At 28.3% G+C, this 26977-nt stretch carries 25 protein-coding genes and 1 other annotated feature; of the genes, 24 read left to right on the top strand and 1 reads right to left on the bottom strand.

The genetic code is table 11. From position 1 onward, the window contains the following. Positions 1 to 549 precede the first annotated feature (549 nt). Positions 550 to 996: a hypothetical protein gene (locus TVTCOM_RS09295; RefSeq protein ID WP_434799542.1), complete on the bottom strand. Its 447-nt coding sequence runs from the start codon at positions 994 to 996 to the stop codon at positions 550 to 552. Between the two features lie 580 nt (positions 997 to 1576). On the opposite strand from TVTCOM_RS09295, the gene TVTCOM_RS09300 reads away from it, so the two are divergent. The 24 genes from TVTCOM_RS09300 (at position 1577) to TVTCOM_RS09415 (ending at position 26930) form a co-directional block, all read left to right on the top strand. After that, positions 1577 to 2164: an SF0329 family protein gene (locus TVTCOM_RS09300; RefSeq protein ID WP_434799543.1), complete on the top strand. Its 588-nt coding sequence runs from the start codon at positions 1577 to 1579 to the stop codon at positions 2162 to 2164. Between the two features lie 104 nt (positions 2165 to 2268). Continuing rightward, positions 2269 to 2712, top strand: coding sequence for a GNAT family N-acetyltransferase (locus TVTCOM_RS09305; RefSeq protein WP_434799544.1), 444 nt, complete (start codon positions 2269 to 2271; stop codon positions 2710 to 2712). 32 nt (positions 2713 to 2744) lie between these two features. Next, positions 2745 to 3686, top strand: coding sequence for an alpha/beta fold hydrolase (locus TVTCOM_RS09310; RefSeq protein WP_434799545.1), 942 nt, complete (start codon positions 2745 to 2747; stop codon positions 3684 to 3686). 466 nt (positions 3687 to 4152) lie between these two features. Beyond that, a complete protein-coding gene (locus TVTCOM_RS09315; protein WP_434799546.1) occupies positions 4153 to 4467 on the top strand; it encodes a TfoX/Sxy family protein in 315 nt (104 codons plus the stop codon). A gap of 30 nt (positions 4468 to 4497) precedes the next feature. Next, positions 4498 to 5091 carry a hypothetical protein gene (locus tag TVTCOM_RS09320; protein WP_434799547.1) on the top strand — a complete coding sequence of 198 codons (594 nt, stop codon included), beginning with the start codon at positions 4498 to 4500 and terminating at the stop codon, positions 5089 to 5091. Positions 5092 to 5316: 225 nt separating this feature from the next. Further along, positions 5317 to 5649, top strand: coding sequence for a hypothetical protein (locus tag TVTCOM_RS09325; protein WP_434799548.1), 333 nt, complete (start codon positions 5317 to 5319; stop codon positions 5647 to 5649). 410 nt (positions 5650 to 6059) lie between these two features. Beyond that, entirely contained in the window at positions 6060 to 7178 is a 1119-nt protein-coding gene (locus TVTCOM_RS09330; RefSeq protein WP_434799549.1) for an aldo/keto reductase, read from the top strand. Positions 7179 to 7541: 363 nt separating this feature from the next. Next, a complete protein-coding gene (locus TVTCOM_RS09335; protein WP_434799550.1) occupies positions 7542 to 7877 on the top strand; it encodes a hypothetical protein in 336 nt (111 codons plus the stop codon). Between the two features lie 272 nt (positions 7878 to 8149). Further along, the gene (locus tag TVTCOM_RS09340; protein ID WP_434799551.1) at positions 8150 to 8908 is read left to right on the top strand and encodes a DUF2812 domain-containing protein; all 759 of its coding nucleotides are present in this window, start codon (positions 8150 to 8152) and stop codon (positions 8906 to 8908) included. Between the two features lie 35 nt (positions 8909 to 8943). Continuing rightward, positions 8944 to 9270 (top strand): PadR family transcriptional regulator, encoded by a 327-nt coding sequence (locus TVTCOM_RS09345; RefSeq protein ID WP_434799552.1) that lies wholly within the window; start codon positions 8944 to 8946, stop codon positions 9268 to 9270. Beyond that, positions 9257 to 10567, top strand: coding sequence for a DUF2812 domain-containing protein (locus tag TVTCOM_RS09350; protein WP_434799553.1), 1311 nt, complete (start codon positions 9257 to 9259; stop codon positions 10565 to 10567). Before TVTCOM_RS09345 ends, TVTCOM_RS09350 begins: the two co-directional genes overlap by 14 nt. 239 nt (positions 10568 to 10806) lie before the next feature. Continuing rightward, positions 10807 to 12768, top strand: coding sequence for a sigma-54-dependent Fis family transcriptional regulator (locus TVTCOM_RS09355; protein ID WP_434799554.1), 1962 nt, complete (start codon positions 10807 to 10809; stop codon positions 12766 to 12768). A gap of 309 nt (positions 12769 to 13077) precedes the next feature. Next, positions 13078 to 13383 (top strand): Lin0512 family protein, encoded by a 306-nt coding sequence (locus tag TVTCOM_RS09360; protein ID WP_434799555.1) that lies wholly within the window; start codon positions 13078 to 13080, stop codon positions 13381 to 13383. Positions 13384 to 13422: 39 nt separating this feature from the next. Then, a complete protein-coding gene (gene pdhA / locus TVTCOM_RS09365; RefSeq protein ID WP_434799556.1) occupies positions 13423 to 14409 on the top strand; it encodes a pyruvate dehydrogenase (acetyl-transferring) E1 component subunit alpha in 987 nt (328 codons plus the stop codon). Then, positions 14406 to 15374: an alpha-ketoacid dehydrogenase subunit beta gene (locus TVTCOM_RS09370; protein ID WP_434799557.1), complete on the top strand. Its 969-nt coding sequence runs from the start codon at positions 14406 to 14408 to the stop codon at positions 15372 to 15374. The genes pdhA and TVTCOM_RS09370 overlap by 4 nt, the downstream gene beginning before the upstream one ends. A gap of 63 nt (positions 15375 to 15437) precedes the next feature. Beyond that, positions 15438 to 16436: an ATP-NAD kinase family protein gene (locus TVTCOM_RS09375; protein ID WP_434799558.1), complete on the top strand. Its 999-nt coding sequence runs from the start codon at positions 15438 to 15440 to the stop codon at positions 16434 to 16436. Positions 16437 to 16458: 22 nt separating this feature from the next. Beyond that, the gene (locus TVTCOM_RS09380) at positions 16459 to 17610 is read left to right on the top strand and encodes a dihydrolipoamide acetyltransferase family protein (protein WP_434799559.1); all 1152 of its coding nucleotides are present in this window, start codon (positions 16459 to 16461) and stop codon (positions 17608 to 17610) included. Between the two features lie 26 nt (positions 17611 to 17636). After that, on the top strand, positions 17637 to 18731 hold the full coding sequence (locus TVTCOM_RS09385) for a glycerol dehydrogenase (RefSeq protein ID WP_434799560.1): 1095 nt from the start codon (positions 17637 to 17639) through the stop codon (positions 18729 to 18731). Between the two features lie 102 nt (positions 18732 to 18833). Continuing rightward, positions 18834 to 19043, top strand: a binding site (T-box leader). Between the two features lie 270 nt (positions 19044 to 19313). Continuing rightward, the gene (locus TVTCOM_RS09390) at positions 19314 to 20438 is read left to right on the top strand and encodes an alanine/ornithine racemase family PLP-dependent enzyme (RefSeq protein WP_434799561.1); all 1125 of its coding nucleotides are present in this window, start codon (positions 19314 to 19316) and stop codon (positions 20436 to 20438) included. A gap of 80 nt (positions 20439 to 20518) precedes the next feature. Next, positions 20519 to 21898 carry a YjiH family protein gene (locus TVTCOM_RS09395; RefSeq protein ID WP_434799562.1) on the top strand — a complete coding sequence of 460 codons (1380 nt, stop codon included), beginning with the start codon at positions 20519 to 20521 and terminating at the stop codon, positions 21896 to 21898. Positions 21899 to 22064: 166 nt separating this feature from the next. Continuing rightward, positions 22065 to 23408: a protein kinase domain-containing protein gene (locus TVTCOM_RS09400; RefSeq protein WP_434799563.1), complete on the top strand. Its 1344-nt coding sequence runs from the start codon at positions 22065 to 22067 to the stop codon at positions 23406 to 23408. Between the two features lie 141 nt (positions 23409 to 23549). After that, positions 23550 to 24872 (top strand): protein kinase domain-containing protein, encoded by a 1323-nt coding sequence (locus TVTCOM_RS09405; RefSeq protein ID WP_434799564.1) that lies wholly within the window; start codon positions 23550 to 23552, stop codon positions 24870 to 24872. Positions 24873 to 25055: 183 nt separating this feature from the next. Beyond that, on the top strand, positions 25056 to 25553 hold the full coding sequence (locus TVTCOM_RS09410) for a GNAT family N-acetyltransferase (protein WP_434799565.1): 498 nt from the start codon (positions 25056 to 25058) through the stop codon (positions 25551 to 25553). Positions 25554 to 25697: 144 nt separating this feature from the next. Continuing rightward, positions 25698 to 26930, top strand: a complete 1233-nt coding sequence (locus tag TVTCOM_RS09415; RefSeq protein WP_434799566.1) for a VanW family protein — start codon at positions 25698 to 25700, stop codon at positions 26928 to 26930. Positions 26931 to 26977: the final 47 nt, after the last annotated feature.

Here is a 26977-nt window from a genome sequence, read left to right on the forward strand (position 1 = left end):
CGCATTATATTAAAATTGTGATTTAGAAAATGGCAGTAAAAAATAACGAATTTACGATTATCATTGTTATCATAATCGTAGACAGTATTTTACCAACTTTTGAGCCAAAGTCCTCCTTAAATTTATAACCAAAAATTAATGATGGAATAAAAAATAATAGAGAATAAAATATTGTATAATGAGTTCCGCTATTGCCGTTAGACCATGCTTTTAGACCAATATAAGTTAAGATATTATCTCCTATACTGAGATAATTAAATGTAAAACTAAATAAACAACCAACAATAAATAGTAATAAAGAAAGTGAACCTATTCCAATTTTCTTTTTTTTTACATTAGCCCCTCCAAATATAAATATTTATATGACTTAAATTTGATATAATATGTTAATTCATATTAATATAACAATTGTTAATTTAATTATAACAATAATTACATTCAAATAGTGTGTACACCAAAACAGATGTTTTCGTGAACACATAAAATAATCATAGTATTTACTTCGCATTGTATAAATATTGTTCTACAATGTTAATATTTTTTATATTTTTATAATTGCTTAAAATTACCTTTAAAATCTACAGGTGCAATGCTTGGCATATATCCAGAGTAATCTAAATAAGCTCCAATGACTTTTCCTTCGTCTACTACCAAACAAAGTGTAACTGGCATATCTTTAAATTTAGACTTTTCTTCTAACTCATATTCCACAACTTTTATATTTTTTGTTACAGATTTAAAATTCTCTTCTGAGTAACCACCTTCTATACTTGCATTTTTTATAAGTTCAAATACATCAGAGTCCCCTATCAAAATATCCGATTCAGTTAAATTTTCTGATTTTAAAGTGTAACCCTGTTCAGACGCGATTTTTTTAGCCTCTTTTAAAGCTATCTCATACATATTAAATTTTTGAACATCACCCTTACTACTACATCCTACTGCAAACAAAGCAGTAATTATGAAAGAAATCGATATCATAAGAATCTTTTTCATCTTGCCCCCCTATTATACGGTTATTTTACATAATTATGCTAGATTTTCTATATGTAGTCTATCTAATTTTACAATCTTCTATACATTATAAAATCTTTATATATTTCAAATATATGTACAGTTATTTTTTATAATTTATTTCACAAAATATAACAATTGTTAATTTAATTATAACAAAAATTACATTTAAATTGTGTGTGGGAACCTGACTTTATAGATAGTCTTTCTGATTCATCACAAAAAAAATACAGTGGTACACTCAAAAATGAGCATTATGAGTTTCAAGTATTTTATAAATATATGCAACTAGTAAAGGCATTGTTTAATACTATAGGTGTAAAATTTGATATTTGCTATTATAGCTTTAACCTTTTTTAGACATCCATTTGTTTTTTTATTTAATCCAAATATAGTATTATATTATTATATTATATATATTGAAGTTATGTAAGTTTTGTAAACTGAAAGATACAAATAATGTTAATATATTAATAGTTGGTACAACTTGATATGAGGTCAGAATTTGAGTTGTTATATATAAAAAAATTTAATTAAATGAGAGCTATAGAAGGAGATATATATGGGAAAATCATGGAGTGGGTTAAAAAAAGAATTAGAAGAAAAGTTTTTATGTGAAAGTTTGAGAGGGCGTGTTCATTATTTTTTAACACATTATCATGACGCACATGATGACTATGGAAGATTTTGTGTTAGAGTTGATAAAAATGAATATGCTAAAGCAAATCCATTTGCATACTACGTAAAGGGATATTACAAATTAGAATGTAGGACTAAAGGAGAACTTGATGTGCCAAATAGAGAATGGACTGGTGATGGATATTTATATAATGAAGAAAACGAAGCAGTGGAAGATAAAATCATAGAGATGTCAATAAATAATGGTGATTTTGATATTTGTGATGTTACTGAAGCAATTAGAGAATATAAAGGTTTACCTATTGAAAAAAGTATTGTATCTGAAAATCCAATCATTAGAATGTTTGCTATAATGGATAGGCGTATAGGTAAAAGAACACTTAAAAAATTAGCAGATCAAGTAGATATACAGCCAGATTGGCTACAGTTTTTTTATAAACTACGTTTAGACTCTGAAAAAATTAATAGAAAAAAATATTCTTCAGAGATTACATTTGAAGAAAATAGATAATTTAAATTAACTAGATTTATTTTACTTTTAGACCAATTAACATGATCTTATTTATATATGTTTTTTATAGGGAGTTTAAGTAGAATGTAGATGGAGGTAACTTTATGAATTGGAAGATTAAAAAATTTAATGAACTTAATGTAGAAGAAATATACAAAATTTTAGCATTAAGAAATGAAGTATTTATTGTGGAACAAGAATGTCCGTATCTAGACTGTGATGATAAAGATTTAAATTCCTATCATTTATTTTCTGAAGAAAATGGAGAAATAGTTGCATACTTGAGAATTTTAGAAAAAGGAGTTTCTTACGATGAAATATCAATAGGAAGAGTGGCTGTTAAGAAAAGTTATCGTGGAAAAGGAATTTCAAGAAAAATGATGCTGAAAGCTATTGAATTTATAGAAAATAATTTAGCTGAAGATGCTATAAAAATTCAGGCACAATCATACTTACTTAATTTTTATAGCAGTCTTGGATTTAAAGCTGTTTCACAAGAATATTTAGAGGATAATATTCCACATATAGATATGCTATATAAAAAATAAATATAGTAAGAATTTTAAGGAAGATTAAAAAGATGAGAATGAAAAAAGTTATGAAGGTTATTGGAATTACAATAATTATTATAGTTGTACTATTATTAATCTGTTATGTAAATCATAGTATTCAATCAAAAAAAGAGAAAGAACTATTGAAGCCCTTGGGGACAATGGTTACTGTTGATAATAAACAAATGAGTATTTATACTGAAGGCGAAGGCACAAAAAACCTTGTTTTTATGTCTGGAGGAGGAACCTGTTCTCCTATTTTGGATTTTAAGTCTTTGTATTCCTTATTAAGTGATGAGTATAAAATAGTAGTTGTAGAAAAATTTGGATATGGTTTTAGTGACATAGTTAATGAAAAAAGAGATATAGATACTATATTAGAAGAAACACGAGCTGCTTTGCAAAAATCTGGAATAGATGGACCTTATGTCTTATGTCCCCATTCTATGTCTGGAATAGAAGCTTTGTATTGGGCACAGAAATACCCTAATGAAGTTAGTGCAATTATTGGACTTGATATGGCTGTTCCAGAGGCATATGAGAATTACGAAATAGATATGTTGACTATAAAATTAGGACAGTTTGCTAGTAAAGTAGGTATTACAAGGATGATTCCACAAATAGCCAATGGTGATGCCGTAAAATTTGGGACACTTTCTGATACTGAAAAAGATATCTATAAAGCTGTTTTTTATAGTAGAACTGCAACAGACACCATGATAGATGAGGTAACTTATATTAAGGGAAATGTAAAAGTAGTTTCAGATGGCGAAATACCCAATATACCAATTTTAATGTTTTGTTCAAATGGAAATGGAACAGGGTGGAATGAGGAAACTTGGAGGAAAATTCAAACAAAGTATATTAGTAATTGTGCTAGTGGAAAAATGATTGAACTGGATTGTAGTCATTATATCCATAACTACGAATATGAAAAGATAGCAAATGAAATTAGAGCATTTTTGGACTGATAAATTCCCATTTAGCTATTAGAGATATAAAAAATTTTAAGTTGTTATTAAATATATATTAAAAAGATATAGGATTAGTATAATACTAAATCCTATATCTTTTTTTATAGTTATACTATTTTGTTTTTGCCATATCTTTCTTATTACTAAATAGTTTAAATACAAAAAACACTCCACAAATTACAGACGATAATAAAAGAATTCCCTTTTTCATGACAATCTCTCCTTATAAGCTTTATTTATTTAATGTTATAAGAAAAATGTCATAAGAAAAAGACTGTTTTTTATCGGAATTTTCAGATATAATGATAATGTTGGGGATTTATGTCGACATTTGAGACCTATGGAGTATAGTTATATGTTCCATAGGTCTTTTTTAATTGTGTAATAAAACCTATGAATAATGCGAAATGAAAATGTTTTTGGTATCATATAAATAAATAGAAATTTATGGGGGAGGACAAAGATGGCTTCAAGTAGAGAGTATTTGGATTTTATTTTAGAACAATTATCTGAGTTAGAAGAAATTTCATATAGAGCTATGATGGGAGAATTTATTATTTATTACCGTGGTAAAATTGTAGGTGGTATTTATGACGACAGATTACTTGTAAAACCTGTTGATTCAGCAAAATCACTTATGCCGACTGCTTCTTATGAATTACCTTATGAAGGTGCAAAGGAAATGTTGCTTGTTAATGACGTAGATAGTAGGGGATTTTTAACAAGACTATTTGATGCTATGTATGATGAATTACCAGCATCAAATAGAAAAAAATAAATATAACTTTATAGAAAAGGAGATTTTGAGATGCTATTATGGATTATAGTTTTTGTTGGAACTTTAATATTTCTTTCAGGAATGTATTTTCTTATAAAAAACTATAAGGATGGAAAATACATCAAAGGATATGAATTACTCACTTATGCTGGGGTTGTTATAGTGTTGCTTGGAGTGATTTTATTAATGGAACCTGTATTTACAAGTTTACCTGGAAATTTGCCTAAAACATTACCACTAGTTATTGCTATATTAATTTTTATAATAGAAAGCAAATTATTACTAGAGCCAACTTTTTTAAAAAACAAAATAAAAAGGGGCGTATTTATAAAAAAATGTACTCAGTGTAATAGTAGCTTTTCATTCTACGACAGATTAAAAGTTTTTATTAATGGACATTTGAAATGTTCAAATTGTAATGCAATATACGAGCCTAAACACAATGTAGATAGAGGAATATATTTTGGTATTATTTTTATTGTAAATATAATTCTATTTAATCATATCATCATTTTAAACAACTTCATGCTACAAATTAAATTGCAAATATTAATGATAATGATAACTTATCCTTTGTTTGATTTGATACCGAATAGATGGCAAAGATATGAAAAGATTAGTTAAAATTTTAAATACATATTTCATAAAATTTAATATAAATATGAATTTGAAGTAGGAGCAGATGCTCCTATTTTTGTTTTTAGGTGTATTATATTTGTTATGCATTAACAGAAAATAACCTAACGATTCAGTAAGGAATATAATGAGTAGGAAAGTTTGTGCTATTATTGTGGTGGTGAATACCTATAAAAAATTAAAAATTTAATTAATTATAAGGAGTTGAATATTTTGAAAAAGAAAACTAAGTATAAGATAGCAATTCCAATAATTATAGTATTAGGATTACTATCATATATATTTTTAACACCAATAGGAGCCTTGAGATTTGCAGTATTTAGAATGGGAGTTGCTGCAAAGGAAAAAGATCTTCTTTTGCTATCAATAACTTTAAAGATAGATTACAAAAGTTGTAGACGACCACCAGAAGGTGCAATAGAAGGTGATCAAACAGTATATGATTTGATAGATTATCCAGTTGAACCACTTACACAGATGCCATGGGACAGTTGGGTTATTACTAGGCAGGGTATATTTTATTGGGGGGAATATTATTTAGTCTAATAGATGATTGTAAAATGTATAATTTAAATTAGTAATCATATAAAAAATATAGTTATAGAAAGGATGAATAATTATAGATACTTTAAACGTACTTATATCCATTGCTTTAATAATTGGAATTTTTATAATTATTATTGTATCATTTTATATTTTAATAAAGGAATTTCTAGGTATGTATAAAGAATTAAAGGATAGATATAAGTAAAAATAGAATTTTTTAATTTTAATATAAGGTTAATTTAAAGTGGGAGCATAGCCTCCTAATTTTTACTTCTTATGCGTATTACTTTAAAATACTAAAATAAAAATCTACTAAAAACAGTTGACTTAGAGTTAACTCCAAGTGTTAGGATATAAATATGAGAAAATGAAAAATTTACTAAAAATATGTTTATAAAAAGGAGTATACTATGAGCAAAAAATTAGGATTTGGATATATGAGATTACCCGTAACAAATATGGAAGATCCAACAACTGTGAACTACGAAGAAGTAAATAAAATGGTAGATACATTTTTAGAGAGGGGATTTACTTACTTTGATACAGCATATATGTATCACAACTTTACAAGTGAAACAGTTATAAGAGAAACATTAGTAAAGCGTCATCCTAGGGAAAGTTTTACACTGGCTACAAAAATGCCAACAATGTTTCTAAAAAAAGAAGAAGATTTAGAAAGAATATTTAATGAACAATTAGAAAAATGTGGAGTAGACTATTTTGATTATTATCTAATACATAATTTAGGAGTTTCACATTATGAAATAGCCAAAAAATTTAATGTATTTGAATTTGTTCAAAAGAAAAAAGAAGAAGGCAAAATAAAAAGTGCAGGATTTTCATTCCACGACAAAGCAGACTTATTGGAAGAAATATTAACAGCTCATCCAGAAGTAGATTTTGTTCAATTACAATTAAACTATATAGACTGGGACAATGAAAGTATCCAATCTAGAAAATGCTACGATATAGCTACAAAGCACAATAAACCAGTAATCGTTATGGAACCAGTAAAAGGTGGAACATTGGCAAAAGTACCTGAATCAGTAGAAAAATTATTTAAAGATTATCACGTAGATATGTCTGTACCATCTTGGGCAATAAGATTTGCAGCAAGTCATGAAAATGTAATGATGGTACTAAGTGGTATGTCATCTATGGAGCAATTATTAGACAATACATCATATATGAAAAACTTCCAACCATTAGATGAAGAAGAATTAAATATTATCAATAAAGCAGTAAAAATGATAAATGAATCAATAGCTGTACCTTGTACTGCATGTCAATATTGTGTAGAGGGATGTCCTAAAAATATTCCAATACCAAATTACTTTGCTCTTTATAATGCAGAAAAACAATCTGATAATAAAGGTTTCTCAACTCAAGGAATGTATTATGGAAACTATGCAAAAACTTATGGAAAAGCATCTGATTGTATAGAATGTAAAAAATGTGAAAGTAGTTGCCCTCAACATATTGATATAACAAAAGCTTTAAAAGAAGTTGCAGCAACTTTTGAAAAATAACAACAAAAGGTATCTTAAATAATAATATTTAAGGTGCCTTTTATTTTATGGAAAATTAACAAGACTTATTATAATCACAATGGTAACGTTTATCTTTTCATAAATCTCTAGAGATTTCTTTATATAAAAATAAGCATAAATTCAATATTAGGCTGTGTTAGATAATTATGTTGATTTAATGTCTAAGTTAATGATAATCTAAATATAGATGTAAATGTAAAAGGTAGAGAAATTAAATTTATATAACCATTACAATTTGTTAAAAATAATTGTAAATTTGGTACATAGTGAATATTATAATATATACACTAATAACTACTTGTATATTGAGATGAATATTTTCATTAAAAAGGAGGGGATTAAATGGGAAAAGAGGAGGCTAAAAAACTAAATACTTTAGTTAACATACCAACTATTGCAGTAATGTTAATATTATTTTTTATACCATTTGTAATAACTAATGGTACAGTAATATATTATATTGGAATAGTTCTAAGAGTAATAATTGGATTATGGTGTATTTTTAATGGAATATGGAATTCGTGTACTGACTATTATTCTATTTTAAAGAATAATAGATTTCAGAAGAATAACACTACTCCCAAATGGGCGTGGTGGATACTTTTAGTAGTAGGAATAGGATGTCTTATAACAGCATTTATGGGATATGGGTTTAATAACATTGAAAAACCCATTTAGATTATGATATTAATAGTTAGTTGATTGTTGAAATTAGAAAGTTAGTAAAATAAGGTTGTCCATTAAGACAGCCCCTTTTGTGTCCTAAATCAACAATCAGGTCTAATATAGCCTAATATTATAATAATGGAATTTATTGACAATATCGATACTCGATGTTAATCTTTAAGTAAATATACAAATTACATATTTTTTTACAAATTATTATCGACACTCGATATTATAATAACTAAATTTAAAAATTCATAAATCTAAAAAAGGGGAGGCATGTTATGAAAATAAACAAAGATACATTTATTAAATTAGCTTTATTTAAAGAAAATGAATGCAAGGCCTTAGAAGAGTATTTAGAAGAAAAAGCCCTAGAGGGATGGATCTTAGAAGATAGAAATGCTGGATTTTTTGTATTTAAAAAAGGAGAGCCTGTCAAAATCAAATATACTGTAGATATATTTACTGATCTAAAAACCGGTGAGTACAGAGAGTATTGTGAAGCCAGTGGGTGGAAGTATATATGTGAAACTGATAAATATTTGATATTTTCCAGTGAAGAAGAAAATATAACTCCTATACATACGGACGAAGAAATGGTATTAAAAAATGTACGTAAATCAATGCTAGTAAATTTATTTACATTTCTATGTTGTATTTATTTAATAGGTTCTACTGTATATGATGCTTTTGTACCTAATTGGGGCAACAACATAGAATCATATGGAGAGGGATATTTATTACTTATAATGGTTTCTGTCATATTTCTTATATTGCCAGTTGTGGATCTTATAAGAACAGGTTTATGGTATTTAAAGTCTAGTAAATGTATCAAACTAAAAGAAGATATAAAATACCCAACTCTTAAAGAATTCAAAATAAAGACGGCATATTTTGATCTTGTAGTAATAACGCTTTCGATATTAATAATAATTTTAATAGGAAGTTTTACTGATTTAGATACAATTTTAGGTACAGTATTAATTATATTGGCAGCAATTTTTTATTTAGGAAAAATTATTAAAATAATTATAAATTAACATATTTAAAATTAAATAATTGGGAGGTTTTAAAAATGGCTAGAAAGCAACTTCAGACACTATCAGAACCCATGTATTATGTATTACTAGCCTTAACAAATGAATGTTGTGGTGTAGACATTATGAAAAAAGTTGAGCACATATCTGAAGGTAGAATATCAGTAGGACCAGGAACTTTATACGCCCTACTTGGCAAGTTTGAAAATTCTGGTTTAATAAGAGAAACAGCAGTAGATGGAAGGAAGAGAAGTTATATAATAACCCAGGAAGGATATGAAGCTTTAAATAAAGAATACATGCGACTTAAATCCATGGTAGATGAAGGGGCAAAGTATATGGGAGGAAATCATGAGAATAAGTAAAAATATGCTTGTTGAATTATTGTTCTTTAGAGAACATGAGTGTAAAGCTATAGAAGAATATTTAGAAGAAAAAGCATTAGAAGGGTGGATGTTATCTGACATAAGGTGCGGACTTTTTATCTTTAAAAAATCACCACCAGCTAAGTACAAATTTGCAGTTGATAACTTTACTGATAATATTAAAATTGGTTCTGAACGGGAATATATAGAATACTGTGAAGCAGGGGGATGGACATATTTATGTTCAACTTTTGGCAAATATTTTGTATTTTATACCGAAGATGAAAACACAACACCTATACAAACTGATGAAGAAATAGTAATAAAGAAAGTGCGAAAATCCATATTGATAAATATGATTTATTATATTTTTCTGGTTACTATGTTGGTATATAATTCTATATTTCAAAAAGGTTATTTGTTTTTCAGTGAAATATCAGACAATAATAGTTTATTTGTAATGATGGTTTTATTATTAATAGTATTTTTTTTAATATTCCAAACAATAAGAGATGGAATATGGTATTTTAAATCTAAAAAAGCCTTCAAGTTAGGAGAAAATATAAAGTATATTTCATATAAATCTTTTAAAATAAAGAATGCTTATGAGAATGTTGGTCTAAGTATGTGTATCCTTCTGATTTTAAATTTAATAGGTGATGAGATAAACAATTTAGCTTATATATATATGTCTATTCTTACATTTTTACTTATCATTTTTATTATTAAATTTATAAGCATAACATTATCAAAGTATAAGAAAGTAAGAAAAGTATTAGGTACTATCACATTTGCAGTGGGGTTATTTTTGTCTATAAATATTATTCTGACTGGAAAAAATATGGTAAATTATGTGCGTGACCCCAATAAGCCAGTAATTATGAGTATAAATGATTTTGAACATATTAAAATAAAAAATACTAATTTATATTATGCAAGATCAGAATCTTTCCTTGCTAGTAATTATAAATATTACTATGATGAATTTAATAATGTTGAATTTTATGACTATGTTTCTGACCCTAGTAAAGAATATTTTGATTATGAAATTTGTAAAAGTAAATATGAATGGGTATTAGATAAGATTTTCAATTCTTATTTAAAATTTTATAAGTATCATGATTATGTTGAAGTAAAAGATAAGGACTGGGGTGCTATAAAAGTTTATAAAGACAATAAAGAAAAGAATGGGTATCTACTTAGATATAAAGACAGAGTTATTTGCGTTTCAGGAAGTATAGATTTTACCAAAGAAAACAAAAAATTTATTAAAGATAAGTGCCTTAAATGGGAGTAAAGAAAATAATAAAAATTAAAAAAGCCTGCAATACTATTTATTAGTAAAGCAGGCTTTTCATATATTTTTGGACCTATATTTACCTAAATAAATAATTTATGAAGTATATTATAAAAGGAGTAATGAATATATCTATAGAAAATAATCATTAGCAGAAACATTTATAATCAGTCAAATCACATATTGATTAAATTTATATTTAATAAGTCGATTTAATCAAAGGAGAGGGGGATATATTTATGGATCTGGCAGCGATGAGAAAAAACTGGGAATTATTCATTAATCATAATAAAATAGATAAGTCTGTACAGAAGAATGTGGCCATTTCATGGAGAAAATGTAAGAATAATAAGGTTGACCCTTATGGTGGAAGAGGTAAAATTGTAGACGAAGAAGTGTTTAAAAGTATAAAAGAAGAAAATAAATGGCTGCTTGACATTGCAATACCAATAATGAATAATCTACTACAAATAGTAAAAGACTCACATTTTTTACTTGTTTTAACTGATAGTTGTGGATATATTATAGAAACAATGGGTGATGAAACTATAAATAAAAAAGCAAAAGATTTGAAATTGGAACCGGGACAATTATGGACAGATGAAATAGTTGGGAGTAATGCTATAGGAGTAGCTCTAGATCAAGATGTTGCTATACAAATGGCAGGTGCACAGCATTACTGTGAAGTGCAACATGGATGGACTTGCTCCGCCACACCAATTCACGGAATAAATGGAGAAATAGTAGGATGTATAGATGTATCAGGTGATGCAAGAGATGTGTATTCACACTCTTTGGGAATAGTAGTTGCTGCAGCCTTTGCAATTGAGAAAGAAATTAGACAAAAGCATAGTTTTGAAATAATGAAAACAGCTTTAGACGGAAGTTCAGATGGAATAATTTTATTAGATAAGTTTTTCAAAAGTATTTGGATGAATAAATCAGGAGAAAAAATTTTAGAAGAAAATTTAAATGAACTTAATACATTAGATTTTAGAAAAATTATAAATGATATTGATTGGGATAATGTTGCTTCGTGGAACACTAGAAAATCAAAGACTTTTAATGAATGTAGGATTAATTTAAATGATAAAATTTTGAATTGCAGTGTTCATGTATCTACAATAATTACTGATGGAAAAGTAACAGGATATTCTATAGCATTAAAAAAGTTAGAACATTTATTAAAAACAGTAAACAAGGTTACAGGAAATCGTGCCACTTATACATTTGATGATATATATTTTACAGACCCAAATATGAAAAAGATAGTTCAGCTAGCAAAAAAGTATGCAAGGTATGATGGTTGTATACTTATAGAAGGAGAAAGTGGCACAGGAAAAGAGTTATTTGCTCAATCAATACATAATGCCAGCAATAGATTTAATGGACCTTTTGTTGCAGTGAACTGTTCATCTTTACCAAGGGACTTAGTAGAAAGTGAATTATTTGGATATGAAAAAGGTGCATTTACAGGTGCTTTAAAAGAGGGCAATCCTGGCAAGTTTGAGCTAGCTAATCATGGTACTATATTTTTAGATGAAATTGGTGAAATGCCACTTGAATTTCAAGCTAAGTTGTTAAGAATAGTGCAAATGCATAGAGTACAAAGATTAGGTGCAAATTATGAAAAAGAATTAGATATTAGAATAATAGTTGCGACAAATAGAAATTTAAGATTAGAGGTTGAGAAAAAAAGATTTAGACAAGATTTATATTTTAGATTTAATGTATTGAAACTAGATATTCCGCCATTAAGAGAGAGACCAGATGATATTTGTTATTGTGCTGAAAAATTTCTAAATCATTTTAATGAAAGATATCCAGATCAAAAGAAATACATGAGTGCAGAGTTTTTGCAAAAGCTTGTGGAATATAACTGGCCAGGAAATATAAGAGAACTTCAAAACTATATAGAAAGAGCATTTTATTTGTGTAACAGTAATATTATAGCTGGAGATGATTTTATTTACGATAATGAGAAAAATATGTCAAATAATCTCAATAATTCTCATAATAGAGAAACTTCCTTGGAACAGTTAGAATGTAAAAATATAAAAGATATACTAGATAAAACTAATGGAAATGTGGAGAAGGCAGCTAAAAGACTTGGAATTAGTAGAGCCTCTCTTTATAGACGCATAAAAAAATTTGAAATTGATGTTAAAAGAATAAAAGTTTCTCAAATGTTGAAACAATAAAATTCTCATAATTGAGAAAATATAACTATTATGATACAAGGTGATACAAATTTGTATCAAAATCGTAAAAAGATATGCTTGAGGTTATTACATTTCAAGCATATCTTTTTTTATTTTGTTTTTGTGAATTTAGAAAAATCAACAACTTGAAGTAAATCTTCAACTATTTATAAATAAATATTTAAAAACTGGCACGAGAGTTGCTTTAAATTTAATATGAAAACACAAATATAGTTTTCTGAGGGAGGGATAAATACGGGAAGATATATAATTGAGTTTGGTTTAGGCTTAGACTTTCATGGGCAAGACGTGACAAATGCATGTATTAAAGCAGTGAAAGATGCCACATCTAAAAGTTGCCTTTGTGGACTATTAGAAATCCTAGACTTAAAAGATTTAGACGAAAAGGTAGTTATTGATCTTACTTTAGCAGTAACAAAACCTGATGAGGTAGATAGTGAAAAAGTAGCTACATACTTACCTGTAGGAAAAGTTAATGTAAAAACTATACAGGGAGGAATGAAAGCACCAGGAATTTTTTTAGCAAAATTCAACGACAAGGATGAAAGTATTGAAGTAGCTTTGGCGTGTATTGAAGTAAATATTTTAGACTAAATGTAAAATATTTATTAAAAAATAAGGGGGGATCTTTAAATGGACATAAACAAGAATAATGTAGTTGAGATGTATACTTGTATGAAGAAAATAAGAGAATTTGAAATTACAGCTATGAACCTTTTTGCAGAAGGTAAAATACCAGGATTTGTACATTTATATATTGGGGAAGAAGCAGTAGCTACTGGTGTATGCCAACATCTTAATAAAGATGACTATATTACAAGTACTCATCGTGGTCACGGGCATATGATTGCAAAAGGTGGAGACTTAAAATCAATGATGGCTGAGCTTTTTGGTAAAGCAACTGGATACTGCAAAGGGAAAGGTGGATCTATGCATATAGCAGATGCTTCAAAAGGTATACTTGGAGCTAATGGTATAGTAGGAGCAGGTCACAATATTGCGGTAGGAGCAGGATTATCTGCTAAATATAAAGGTAGCAATCAAGTATGTGTATGTTTCTTTGGTGATGCATCTACAAATCAAGGGACTTTCCACGAAGCCTTAAATTTAGCAAGTATATGGAAACTTCCAGTAGTTTTTGTATGTGAAAATAACTATTATGGAATATCCATGAGTCAGGAAAGACATCAAAGTATAAAAGATATAGCAGATCGTGGTAATGCTTATGGAATACCTGGAATTGCAATAGATGGAAATGATGTATTTGCTGTTTATGAGGCAGTTGAAGAAGCTGTAAAACATGCAAGAGATGGCTATGGTCCTACATTAATAGAATGCAAGACTTATCGTCATCGTGGACATTTTGAAGGTGATCCAGGCACTTATAAACCAGCTGAAGAGCAAAAACAGTGGTTAGAAAAAGATCCTGTTAAAAGAATTATAAATTTCATGGTTGAGAATGACATTACAACTAAAGAAGAAATTAATAAAATAGATGAAAAAATTAATGAAGAAATAAAAGAGGCTATAAAATTTGCTATGGAAAGTCCTGAACCTAATTTAGAAAGTGCAGTGGAAGATATTTACTCTGATATTATAGAGGAGGTGCGTGGAAGATGAGAAATATGACTTATGGTGAAGCAATAAGAGAAGGTATGAGCATACGTATGAGAGAGGACAACAGTATAGTAGTATTTGGTGAAGATGTGGGAGCTTTTGGTGGATGTTTTGGTGTTACAGCTGGAATGTTTAATGAATTTGGAGCAGATAGAGTTAGAGATACTCCTATTTCAGAAGGTGTAATTATAGGCTGTGCAGTAGGTGCAGCAGCTACAGGTCTTAAACCAATTGCAGAATTAATGTTTATGGATTTTTTAACAGTAGGTATGGATCAATTAGTAAACCAAGCAGCAAAAATGAGATATATGTTTGGTGGGCGTATTTCTATGCCAATGGTAGTTCGTCTTCCTTCAGGAGCAGGAGTATCTGCAGCAGCTCAACATTCACAATCATTAGAAGCTTGGCTTACTCATGTTCCAGGGCTTAAAGTAGTATACCCTTCAACTCCACAAGATGCATTAGGATTAATGTTATCAGCAATTGATGATGACAATCCAGTTATGTTTATAGAGCATAAAGCTATGTATGCAATGAAAGGTGATGTGGAAAGTTTTGAACCAATACCACTTGGTAAAGGCGATATTAAACGTAGTGGTGATGATATAACAATTATTGCTACAGGAAAAATGGTTCATGAAGCTTTAATAGCTGCGAAAGAATTATCTAAGACGGGAATAGAGTGTGAAGTGTTAGATCCAAGAACACTTTATCCATTAGATAAAAAATTAATAGAAGAGTCTATTAACAAAACTAATAAGGTAGTTATTGTTACAGAGGAAGTTAAACGTGGTAGTTATGCAGGTGAAATTTCTGCCATAATAGCAGAAGAGTTATTTGATTTATTAGATGCACCAGTTGTTAGAATAGGCTCACTTAATACACCAATACCTTTTGCTACAGGACTTGAGCAATATGTATTACCTAATGCAAAAGATATAGTGGCAGAAATTAATAAAAATTTTTAGATTTCAATATTTAATACAAATTTTGAGTAAAGTGAATTAATAATGTTAGGGGAGGAGATGCCAGTGTCATCAATTGGTATTATTGCAAATCCAGCATCTGGTAAAGATATAAGAAGATTGGTTTCTTATGCCACAGTTATAGATAACAATGAAAAAGTGAACATAGTAAAAAGGATAGTATTAGGGGCACAAGGCTTAGGTATAGATGAAATAATATTTATGCCAGATTATTTTCAAATAGGATATAAAGTGATAAATGAACTTGATTCTAAAGGAGTATTAAAAGCTAAATGTATCATACTAGATATACCTATTAACTCATGTTCACAAGATTCCACTGTAGCCGCTCAACACATGGAAGCACTAAATGTGGGTTGCATTGTAGTATTAGGTGGTGATGGAACTAGTCGAGCTGTTGCAAAAGGTATTGTAAATACGCCTATATTACCTGTTTCAACAGGAACTAATAACGTATATCCGTCTATGATTGAGGGAACTGTTGTAGGAATGGCAGCGGCAGCAACATCTTTATTAGATGAAAAAGAGGAAACGTGTATAAAAGATAAATGTATAGAGTTATACGTTAACAATGAAAAGAAGGATATTGCTTTAATTGATGTAGTCATTTCCTCCGACATAGTATTGGGTTCTCGTGCTATTTGGGATACAAAGAGAATCAAATCTGTAACAGTAACACGTTGCCATATAGCCAGTATAGGATTTTCTACTATAGCAGGAGCTATTGAAATAGTTACTCCAGAAGATAACTATGGTTACTGTGTAGAAGTAAATGAAAATGGGAATTCTTACTTAGTACCATTGGCAGCAGGAATGTTGCAAGAAATTAAGGTATGTAATAATAAAAGATGTATTTTAGATAGAGATTATAATTCTTATATAGAAGAAAATTGTATACTTGCTCTTGATGGTGAAAGAGAAATTCGCTTAAAAAAAGGAGATTTTTTAACTCTTAGAATAAGCAGAAGTGGACCTTATAGAGTAAATACAAATAAAGTTTTAGAAATTGCACAAAAAAAGGGAATGTTTAAATTATTTATCTAATATTCAAGGGGGAGGAGTACAAATGGCAAATTTACTAGTTTTACCTAAACTAGGTTTAACAATGACAGAAGGAACAATAGGAACATGGTATGTGGAAGAGGGAGACTCAGTAGAAGAAGGAGATATACTATACGAATTAGAAACAGATAAACTTGTTAATGAAATAGAAGCAAAAGAAGATGGAGTCATCCTTAAAATATTTGGGGAAACAGGAGATGTGTTACCTTGCTTAGCTCCAATAGCTATAATTGGAGAAGAAGGGGAAGATATAAGTGACTTAATCCCTAATGAAACAGAAGAAATAAAAGAAGAAAATAAGATAGAAGAAAAAGTAGTTGAAGAAAAATCAATAGAAAGAAGTGGAGTAGTAATAGCTTCACCTGCAGCTAAAAAGTTTGCAAAAGAAAACTCTATTGATATAAATGAAGTAATAGGTACTGGTCCAAAGGGACGTATTGTATTAGAAGATGTGGAAAAATATATGAATAATAAGCCAGTTTCATCTCAAATAAAAGAAAAAGTAGTTTCTATGAGTCAAATGAGAAAAATAATTTCTAAGAGAATGAGTGAAAGTTGGAATACTTGTCCTGCAGTAACTTACGATATAAAAGTTGAACTAAGCAATATGTCTAAAATAAGAGATGAGTACAGAGAAAAAAATATAAAAGTTTCATATACTGATGTGTTAATTTACATGTTGGCACAAACTTTAGGACAATTTCCACTACTTAATTCCTCTGTAGATGGAGAAAATATTATTTTAAAAGAAAATATAAATATAGGTGTAGCAGTAGCTACAGATGCTGGATTGTTAGTACCAGTAATTCAAGATACGGATAAGAAAAACATAGAAGAAATATCTTCTCAGTTAAAACAAATATCATCTAAGGCTAAAGATGGAAGCTTATCACCTGATTATCTAACAGGTGGAACATTTACAATTACTAATTTAGGAATGTATGGAGTGGAAAGTTTTTCACCAATTATAAATTTACCTGAAGTTGCTATTTTAGGTATAGGAGCAATTAAAAAAGAAATAGTAGAAGTGGAAAATGGATTTGTATTTAAACCTTTTATGAAGTTATGTTTAAGTGCTGACCATAGAGTTATAGATGGTGCAGTAGCGGCACAATTCCTTTCACAATTGAAATCTAATATAGAAAATATGAAATAGATAAAAATATTTAGGGAGGATTAAAAATGCCAAGAATAAAATTAATGAGAGCTCCGTTGAAATATCTTCAAGGTAAAGATGCTTTATTAAGCTTCTTTGAAGAAACCAAAGATCTTGGAAATAGCTATCTTTTTGTATGTTCTAATAGTGGATATAAAAATTGTTATGATAAAATTGAAAAAAGTTTTAATAGAGTAGATAATTATCGACAATATGAAATTTTTAATGGAGTAAGTTCTATTGGTGAAATAGATAAAATGCGTAAAATAATACGTGAAAAAAATATAGAAGTTGTTGTTGGTGTGGGTGGTGGTTCTGCAATAGACACTGCTAAAGCTGCAGCTCATTATGAAAAATGTCCAGTTGTACTTATACCAACAGTTTGTGCTACAGATGCTCCATGTACAGGACTATCTGTAATATACAATAATGACCATTCTTTTAACAGCTACCTTTTCTATCCTAGAAATCCAGAATGTGTTATTGTAGATAGTGAAATTATTGCAAAAGCTCCTGTGGAATTTTTAGTATCAGGAATGGGGGATGCTTTAGCCACATATTTTGAAGCAAGGATATGCTATGCAGTGGATGCTCCTAGTTTAGAGAATGGAGGAATTACACGTTCTGCAATAGCTCTTTGTGAATTAGGATATAAATTACTAAAAGAATATGGAGTTCAAGCAAAGATAGCTTGTGAAAATAATTTAGTTACTCCAGCATTAGATGCTATTATAGAAGCAAATACTTATTTAAGTGGTGTAGGTGCTGACAATGGTGGAATAGCTGTAGCGCATCCAGTTTATAATGGATTAACAGCTTTAGATGAATTTACTGGAATGCATGGTTCTTGTGTTGCATTTGGAACTATAGTACAATTAGTCATTGAAGGTGCTCCAAAATCAGAAATTGAGGAAGTTATGGAGTTTTGCTATTCTGTAGGCCTTCCGATTACTTTAGGAGAAATGGGTGTTAAAGATAAAAGTAGGGTTATTATTGCAGCTGAGAAAGCTTGTGCACCAGGAGAGACGGTACACAATATGCCAGGGGATGTGATACCACAACAACTATATGATGCTATTTTAGTAGCAGATGCTATGGGAGAAAAATATTTAAAAAAATAATACATTATAAAAAAATGTGAAAAATAATACATATTAAAAAAATAATGTATTGACAATATTAAAAAATACGATTAGAATAATAATTGACAAATGAAAAATAACTTAAATTCGATGAAAAAGAAAGTAGATATAAATCATGTTTCAGCGAGCTGGGAGTGGTGGAAGCCGGCAACAATGTTTATATTGAAGAGAGCTTTGGAGAAGAATATCTGAATTAATAGTAGGATATTTGGTATGTCCCGCCTTAAGGGAATAGAGTGGATAAGTTTACTTATCAATTAGAGTGGTAACGCGGAATATTTCGTCTCTTGGTTTTATAGCCAAGGGACTTTTTTAATTGGGTGAAAAATATTTTGCTGTAACTCATGGTTTAGAAGGAAGAAATTTGTCAGTTTGTATTTGTCATAAACTGAAAATTTGAAAGATTCTAAAAGGACTAATTGAGAACTTATCAATAAGAGTGGTAACACGGAATATTTCGTCTCTTGGTTTTTAAAGCCAGGAGACTTTTTTATTATAGGGGAACGTATATCTTTAAAGTAAAAGAAGACAAATAAATCTATAAAAAAAGGGGAAAAGATTATGGATACTACACAACAATATCCACTTTTAGAAATAAATCTTAATAAAATAGCAGATAACACAAGATACTTGGTAGATTTATGTAATGAAAATAACATAAGTATTGCAGGTGTTATTAAAGGGGTAAATGCACAACAAGAAGTAGTAGATGTACTAGCAGATGGAGGATGTAAATATTTAGCCAGCTCTAGAATAGAACAATTAATTGGGTTAAAAGAAAAAAGTATTGAAAAAGAAACTATGTTAATAAGAATGCCTATGAAACATGAAGTTAAAGAAGTAGTTAAACATATTGATATATCTTTAAATTCAGAAATTAAAACAATAAACTTACTAGAAAAAGAGTGCAAGAAGCAAAAGAAAGAACATAAGATAGTTCTTATGATGGATTTAGGGGATTTGAGAGAAGGATTTTTTGATAAAGATGAACTTATTAATACTACTTTATACATTGAAAATAATTTAGAATATGTAAAATTATATGGAATAGGCACAAATTTAAGCTGCTATGGATCAATCAAACCATCACAGGCGAATTTAAGTTATTTATGTGAAATAGCAGAAGAAGTTGAAAATAAAATTGGTAGAAAGCTAGACATAGTATCGGGGGGATCAACTACATCACTACCATTATTGTTTGATAAGAAAATGCCATCTAAAATAAATAATCTAAGAATAGGAGAAGCCTTAATTATAGGCAGAGACTTAATAGATTATTGGGGATACGACTTAGACAAAATGCATAAAGACACTATGATTTTAAAAGCTGAAATAATAGAAATAAAAGAAAAACCAACTTATCCCATAGGAGAAATGTTCTTAGATGCCTTTGGAAACAAACCGGAATATGAAGACAAAGGTATAAGAAAAAGAGCCATACTAGCCGTGGGAAAACAAGACTTTGTCAATGATAGAGACTTAGTTCCTTTGGAAGAAGGAATAGAAATAGTAGGAAGTAGTAGTGATCATCTTATAGTAGATATACAAAACTCTGGGGGGAGTTATCAAGTAGGGGATATTATTAGTTTTGGAATGTTTTATTCAAATGCACTTTATTTAACATCTTCAAAATACGTGAAAAAACAATATATTCAATTGGAAGAATTGAAGAAGGAATACGCATAGAAATTATAAATAAGTATTAGAGTAATTAAAATTATTGAAAAATTACAAAAGCAAAAAGACAATTATATGGAGGAATTATTATGAATACAGAACAAAATTACACGTTAGAACAGTCGAGTAGTATCTTAAAATTTATAAAGTTTTTTATACCGTCATTATTGGGATTATTTTTATTTATCATACCATTACCTTTTGGAGAAATGTTTAATATGGCAGATGTATCACCTGTAAATATAGGTGTTGGATTTATTTCAGAATTACTAAAGCTTGCAATAGGTGATTATATACCAACTATATGCTTAGTAATAATTGTTGGATCAGCGATTTTATCACTTTCAGCAAAATTTATAAATATAAAAAATGAATTTTTCAAAAACATATTAGATGTACCAACATTTTGGTTATTCTTCAGAATAGTTGGAGCAGTATTTATGGTTATGATATATACAAATGTGGGACCAGAATTTATAATTTCTGAAAATACAGGTAATGTAATCTTAGGAATTATGCCAAGTTTAATAGCATTATTTTTAATAGCAGGATTTTTACTACCTTTAGTTTTAGACTTTGGTTTAATGGATTTCTTTGGAACAATGATATCTAAATTTATGAGAACTTTATTTTTAGTTCCAGGAAGAGCTTCAGTAGATACTTTATCTTCATGGCTTGGAGATGCAACTTTAGGAATAATGATAACAAATACTCAGTACAAGCAAGGTTTCTATAACAAAAAAGAAAGTTGTATAATAGCAGTTTGTTTCTCACTAGTATCTCTACCTTTCTCTACTGTTATAGCAGATCAATTAGGATTTATGGATAAATTTGTACCATTTTATTTAACAGTTTGTGCAGCTTCACTTGTTTGTGCATTAATATTACCAAGAATTTATCCTTTATGTAAGATAAAAAATGAAACTTACAACAATGTTCCTTACGAGGCAGAAGAGGTTAATGAAGAAGGTGGATTATTCAAACAAGGTTTAAATAATGCAATGGATAGAGCTGCGAAAGCACCAACTCTTAATGAAATAATAATAAATGGATTTAAAAATATAGTAGATATATATATAAGTTTAATACCATTGGTATTAGCATGGGGAACAATATCTTTAGCATTAGCAGAGTTTACTCCAGTGTTCACATGGATATCTTACCCAGTTATATTAGTATTAGAATTACTTAAAATACCTAATGCAGCTGAGGCAGCACCAGCAGTTCTAGTTGGATTTACAGATATGTTTATACCATCAGTAATGGTAAGTGGAGATGGATTTGCGCAAATAACTAAATTTGTAATAGGTGCATTATCTATTTCTCAATTAGTTTATATGACTGAAACAGGTGCAGTAATACTAAAATCTGAAATACCACTTAAATTAAAAGATTTAATAGTATTATTCTTAATAAGAACAGTAATTTCTCTTTTAGTAATTACACCAATTGCACACATGTTATTTTAGATAAAATATAATAATTTATAAAAATGAGGGGCAGTGAAAACTGTCCCTCTTATAATTTGAAAAAAATTATATGTAAAATTAAGGATTATTAATATAAATATTTACAAATATTATTAAATTGGTAAAATTATTATATGAAAGAATTTAGTAATTGAAGGGGAATGCAATGAAGTATTTTAATGAAACATATATAAAAAGAAGATTTGTGACAAGAAATGACTGGGCTGATACATATAAAGCCATTCATTCAAGTACAGAAGAAAAAGTAACACTAAAAGTACTAGTAAAAAAAAGTAATGATGAGGAATATATTAATAATCTATTAAAAGAAGTAGAAATTTTAAAAAATATAAAAAATCCTAATTTAATTAATGTGAATAATATGTTTCAATATAGTGGATGTGGAAAAACATATTACTACGTGGAAGGTGAATATTTTAAAGGAATTTCTTTAGAAGAAAAATTACAATCTGGAAAGTTAGAAGAACAAGAAGCTATTAAAATAATTGAAACTGTAGCAGAGGGATTAAAAGAATTTCATAATAGAAATATATTATTTAATAATTTAAGTTTAAGTAATATTTTTATAAATTCTAAAGAAGTGGTTAAAGCAGATGTTTTATCATATTTGGAAAATAAGGACTTTGTTCTATTATCTCATAATGAAACAGAAGAAAAAGTAGAAAAAAATAAATTTAACCCACAAAAAGATATTCATGACTTGGGAGTTATTTTATATGAACTATTAACTGGAAAGTCAAGTTTTGAATCGAATAATTACAAAAACCAAATTTCAAGTGTAAACTTAGCATCTATTATAGAAAAGGCTACAAATAGCAGTTTGGAAAACAAATACAATAACATAGACAGATTTTTAGTAGATCTTAAATCTTACTCACAACATGGAGTACTTAGTGAAGAAAGCTATGACGCCCAAGAAGTAAACACAAAGAAAAAGAAAAGAAAAAAAGGCAAAATAGGTAAAACCCTTGGTGCTTGTGTAATAATAGCCTTAGTAGGTGGAGCAACGGTATATGGATATGATCTAATAGAAAAAAACAAAAAAGACAAAGAAGCTAATGTGACAAAAATAGAAGAAACTACTAAACCAAAGGAAGAAGAGAAAAAAGTAGAAGAAAAGAAAACTGAGGAAGACAAGACTGATAACACTGAAAATAAAGATGATAAATCTAGTGAGAAGAGTTCTTCTACAAGTAAATCAAAGGAAAATAATAGTTCAACTACTACTTCTAAGAAAAACAATAACTCAAGTAGTAGTACAAGTAATAATAGCAACAATGATTCAAATAACAACACTAGTAACAATACGAGTAAACCAAACAAACCAAGCAATGATGAAAACTCAGACGATACAACAAATAAACCAGATGAAGGAAATGATAGTGGGGATAAAGATACTGAAGTTAATCCACCTTCAAGTGATTCAAATGACAGTAATACTGGTATTGAAAATGAAATACCAGAATCATCTGGCTCAGAAAGCGAATAATTATAAAATTTACTTCACCCCAATTGTTAGATTAAAAGTCTAAGAATTGGGGTGTTTTTTAAAATGTTACAATTATATAGTAGACAAATATTTTATATACAATTATTATTTTATTATAATGATTAAAAAGAGGCGAAGTATATGAGAAATTTTAATTATAAATATACCATTAGAGATTTCATTGACAAAAACAAATGGTCTAATGTTTACACAGGCATAAATAAGGAAACTGATGAAAAAATAATTATTAATATACTTATAAATGTAGAAGGCAATGAAGAAAACTTAGAAATATTTAAAGAGGAAGTAAATTTATTAAAAAGTATTAATAATGTAAATGTAACATCCATAAATCATATGGATACTTATATAAATAAAGATAAAACTTATTATTATATTGAAAGTGAAAATTTTCAAGGCTTAACATTAGAAGAATTAATGAGAATCAATAGGCTTCATAATGAGAAATGCTTACAAATAATAAAAGAAGTAATAAATGGTGTTAAGGAGTTTAATAATAAAAAAATAAACTTTGGAGATTTGACAAGTGAAAATATAATAATAAATGATAAAGGTGTAATAAAAATTGATATATTATCATTTATTAATAATCATAAGGGTCATATAAATTGTAAAATTCATGATACTAAAAAGTTTCGTCCTAATGAGGATGTTCAAGTTATTGGCAGGATTTTATGCCAGATGATTACTGGTAAAGAAATCTTTGATCCCGAAGAAAATAAAAAATTGGATAAGTATATTAGTAATATTTTAGCTAAAGCTACCAATAAAAAACATATATCAAAATATAAATATAAAGATTTAAATGAGTTTTTAAATGATATAGATTTATGTTTGTGTGGAGAAGAACTAAGTGATAATAGTGAAGTTAATTTGGGAAAATATAATAAACTATATTCTAGTTATAATATTAAAAAATATGTAGTTATAGCATGCTCAGTTGTCATACTACTTTGCACAACGGCCTTTGGAGCACAATATATAATGGATAAAAAGTCAGATAATATGGTTACTACAAATACAAGTAAAGATGTCTATGAAGAAGAAAATTCAGAGGATAAAAAAGAACTAAATCTAACTCCTATTGAAGAAAATATGATTAAGACTAAAGACTCAGCAGAAACTACTAAAAAAGAAGAAACAAGTGATAATAACAATAACAGTAATGAAAATACTAAAAAAGAAGATAAAAATGAAAATGTAAGCAATAAAGATAAGAATAATCAAGACAAAGATAAAGACAAAACAGATAAAGAAGATCCTGATAAAGACAATTCAGATAAAGATAATAATAAGGAAGATCCAGACAAAGACAAAAATGATGAAGACAAAGAAAAACCAGATGAAGAAAAACCAGACAATGACAATTCTAATGAAGAACAACCGGATCAAAATCCAGATGAAGATCAAAACCCAGATAAAAATAACAACGTTGTAGAGTAAGTAATAAAATAAGAATAATATTAATAAGCTAGTAAAGAAATTGTTACTTACTAGCTTTATATTATTTTAGACATATTCTTAATAGAAGTAAATTTTTAATACTGAGAAAGATAAAAAAATAAACCTGTGTTATAATTTTATAGTATGTAAATATAATAACTAAAAAATTGTTAAGGAGGACTTATGGAGATTAGACTAGCACATAAAGATGATTTAAAAGAAATAATAAAAATAGAAAGTATTTGTTTTCCACCATCAGAAGCAGCTAGCAAAGAAGTTATGAAAGAAAGATTCAAAGCTTTCGGAGAAAATTTTTTAGTGGCAGTGGAAGATGAGAAAATAGTAGGTTTTATAAATGGGTGTACTACAGACAAGGCTTGCCTTCCTGATAAATTATATAATGATGTTACACTACATAATCCAAAGGGCAAATATCAAACAGTATTTGGATTAGATGTTTTACCACAATATAGAAATAAGGGTACAGCAGCCATATTGTTAGAAGAATTTATAGATCTTTCTAAAAAACGAGGGAAAAAGGGTATAATTCTTACTTGCAAAGACTATTTAATTCATTATTACGAAAAATTTGGATTTAAACATGAGGGTGTTTCAATCTCTTCTCATGGAGGGTCAAAGTGGAATGATATGATATTATTATTTGAAAAAGCTTTGACCTAAAGTTAAAATAATAATAGGTTTTTTAAAAGAATTCTTTAACTAATATAATTTCTAAGTATTAAATTAAAAATGAAAATAATCATTAGAATATAAAAACTCTCATGGGAAAACATAATTATATAATTTTATAGTTAGGAGAGTAAAATGAGAGGACAAAAAAGCATTTTAAATAAATCAGTATATTTAGTAATGATAATAGTTATAGGATTTACTTCCCTTGGATTAACATCAAAAGAAAATGAGCAAAGAATTTATAGTAATATTACAATTCAAAATATAGATGTGGGGAAATTAACTGAAAAACAAGCAATAAATAAGATTAAATCAACTTATCCTTTGAAGGATTTTAATATTACTTATAATAATGAAAAATGGATAATAAAATCAGAAAATATAGACCTTAATTATCACATAGAAGAAATGGTAAAAGAAGCTTTTAATTATACAAGAAGTAGCTCTATCCTAAAAAATATAAAAAGAAAAGGAAAACTTAATTTAAAAAAAATATACAATATTAAGTTAAGAGCCACATATGATGAGATAAAATTAAGTAAAGAGTTAGAAGTAATTTGTAATGGCATAAATGTAGATGCTGTGGATGCAACTTTTCGTGTGGAGCTTAGTGGAGAACTAAAAAGAACAGAATCAAAAGAAGGTAAACAAGTTGATGTATCAAGATTAAAAGAATATATGTATGACATGATTAATAAGAAAAAAATCGAAAATATTAATTTGCCGGTTATTACTTTGTATCCAAAAGTTTCTACTAAGCAAGTTAAAAGTATAAATTCAGTATTAGGAGAATTTAGTACAAGCTTCAACAACTTTACCTCTAGAGGTAGTAATATTCATGTGGCAGGAGAACAAACTAGTGATATTTTGTTAATGCCTGGAGATACTTTTTCTTACAATAAATGTACTGGAGCAAGAAATTGGGTCAACGGCTACAAAAGTGCCCCAGTCATAGTAGGAGGTAAGGTTACAAATGGAGAAGGTGGAGGTGTGTGTCAAGTTTCTACCACAATCTATAATGCAGCCTTGGTTTCAGGACTTACCATAGATGAGGTACATAATCATTCCCTTCCCTCCAGATATGTGCCAAGGGGAAGAGATGCTACTGTGTCTTATGGATATACTGATTTAAAATTTTCCAATCCCTACACTCATCCTGTATATATAAAAAATATAGTAGGAGATGGAGCAATAACTTCGAAAATATATGGATGCAATTTTGATAGAGAACGAATCGTTATAAAAATGGAAGAGGAATATACAAAAAATAAAATTACTGTAAAAACATATAGAATATTCTTAGATGAAGAAAATAATATTATAAAAAACGAATTAGTTAACACTAGTGTTTATAAACCCAATTAAATAAATTATTTAAAAAGCCTCATATTGAAAACAGTATGAGGCTTTTT

The organism is Terrisporobacter vanillatitrophus (genome assembly GCF_051148895.1).
Lineage (GTDB): Bacteria > Bacillota > Clostridia > Peptostreptococcales > Peptostreptococcaceae > Terrisporobacter > Terrisporobacter vanillatitrophus.

What these genes read in the sequence shown, in the direction of transcription:
- TVTCOM_RS09315 (WP_434799546.1), top strand. Translation starts at nt 4,153, where the DNA reads ATGGCTTCAAGTAGAGAGTATTTGGATTTTATTTTAGAACAATTATCT.
- TVTCOM_RS09340 (WP_434799551.1), top strand. Translation starts at nt 8,150, where the DNA reads ATGAAAATAAACAAAGATACATTTATTAAATTAGCTTTATTTAAAGAA.
- TVTCOM_RS09295 (WP_434799542.1), bottom strand. Translation starts at nt 996, where the DNA reads ATGAAAAAGATTCTTATGATATCGATTTCTTTCATAATTACTGCTTTG.
- TVTCOM_RS09415 (WP_434799566.1), top strand. Translation starts at nt 25,698, where the DNA reads ATGAGAGGACAAAAAAGCATTTTAAATAAATCAGTATATTTAGTAATG.
- TVTCOM_RS09380 (WP_434799559.1), top strand. Translation starts at nt 16,459, where the DNA reads ATGGCAAATTTACTAGTTTTACCTAAACTAGGTTTAACAATGACAGAA.
- TVTCOM_RS09330 (WP_434799549.1), top strand. Translation starts at nt 6,060, where the DNA reads ATGAGCAAAAAATTAGGATTTGGATATATGAGATTACCCGTAACAAAT.
- TVTCOM_RS09405 (WP_434799564.1), top strand. Translation starts at nt 23,550, where the DNA reads ATGAGAAATTTTAATTATAAATATACCATTAGAGATTTCATTGACAAA.
- TVTCOM_RS09335 (WP_434799550.1), top strand. Translation starts at nt 7,542, where the DNA reads ATGGGAAAAGAGGAGGCTAAAAAACTAAATACTTTAGTTAACATACCA.
- TVTCOM_RS09300 (WP_434799543.1), top strand. Translation starts at nt 1,577, where the DNA reads ATGGGAAAATCATGGAGTGGGTTAAAAAAAGAATTAGAAGAAAAGTTT.
- TVTCOM_RS09400 (WP_434799563.1), top strand. Translation starts at nt 22,065, where the DNA reads ATGAAGTATTTTAATGAAACATATATAAAAAGAAGATTTGTGACAAGA.
- TVTCOM_RS09345 (WP_434799552.1), top strand. Translation starts at nt 8,944, where the DNA reads ATGGCTAGAAAGCAACTTCAGACACTATCAGAACCCATGTATTATGTA.
- TVTCOM_RS09350 (WP_434799553.1), top strand. Translation starts at nt 9,257, where the DNA reads ATGAGAATAAGTAAAAATATGCTTGTTGAATTATTGTTCTTTAGAGAA.
- TVTCOM_RS09390 (WP_434799561.1), top strand. Translation starts at nt 19,314, where the DNA reads ATGGATACTACACAACAATATCCACTTTTAGAAATAAATCTTAATAAA.
- TVTCOM_RS09370 (WP_434799557.1), top strand. Translation starts at nt 14,406, where the DNA reads ATGAGAAATATGACTTATGGTGAAGCAATAAGAGAAGGTATGAGCATA.
- TVTCOM_RS09410 (WP_434799565.1), top strand. Translation starts at nt 25,056, where the DNA reads ATGGAGATTAGACTAGCACATAAAGATGATTTAAAAGAAATAATAAAA.
- TVTCOM_RS09355 (WP_434799554.1), top strand. Translation starts at nt 10,807, where the DNA reads ATGGATCTGGCAGCGATGAGAAAAAACTGGGAATTATTCATTAATCAT.
- TVTCOM_RS09310 (WP_434799545.1), top strand. Translation starts at nt 2,745, where the DNA reads ATGAGAATGAAAAAAGTTATGAAGGTTATTGGAATTACAATAATTATT.
- TVTCOM_RS09305 (WP_434799544.1), top strand. Translation starts at nt 2,269, where the DNA reads ATGAATTGGAAGATTAAAAAATTTAATGAACTTAATGTAGAAGAAATA.
- TVTCOM_RS09395 (WP_434799562.1), top strand. Translation starts at nt 20,519, where the DNA reads ATGAATACAGAACAAAATTACACGTTAGAACAGTCGAGTAGTATCTTA.
- pdhA (WP_434799556.1), top strand. Translation starts at nt 13,423, where the DNA reads ATGGACATAAACAAGAATAATGTAGTTGAGATGTATACTTGTATGAAG.
- TVTCOM_RS09320 (WP_434799547.1), top strand. Translation starts at nt 4,498, where the DNA reads ATGCTATTATGGATTATAGTTTTTGTTGGAACTTTAATATTTCTTTCA.
- TVTCOM_RS09385 (WP_434799560.1), top strand. Translation starts at nt 17,637, where the DNA reads ATGCCAAGAATAAAATTAATGAGAGCTCCGTTGAAATATCTTCAAGGT.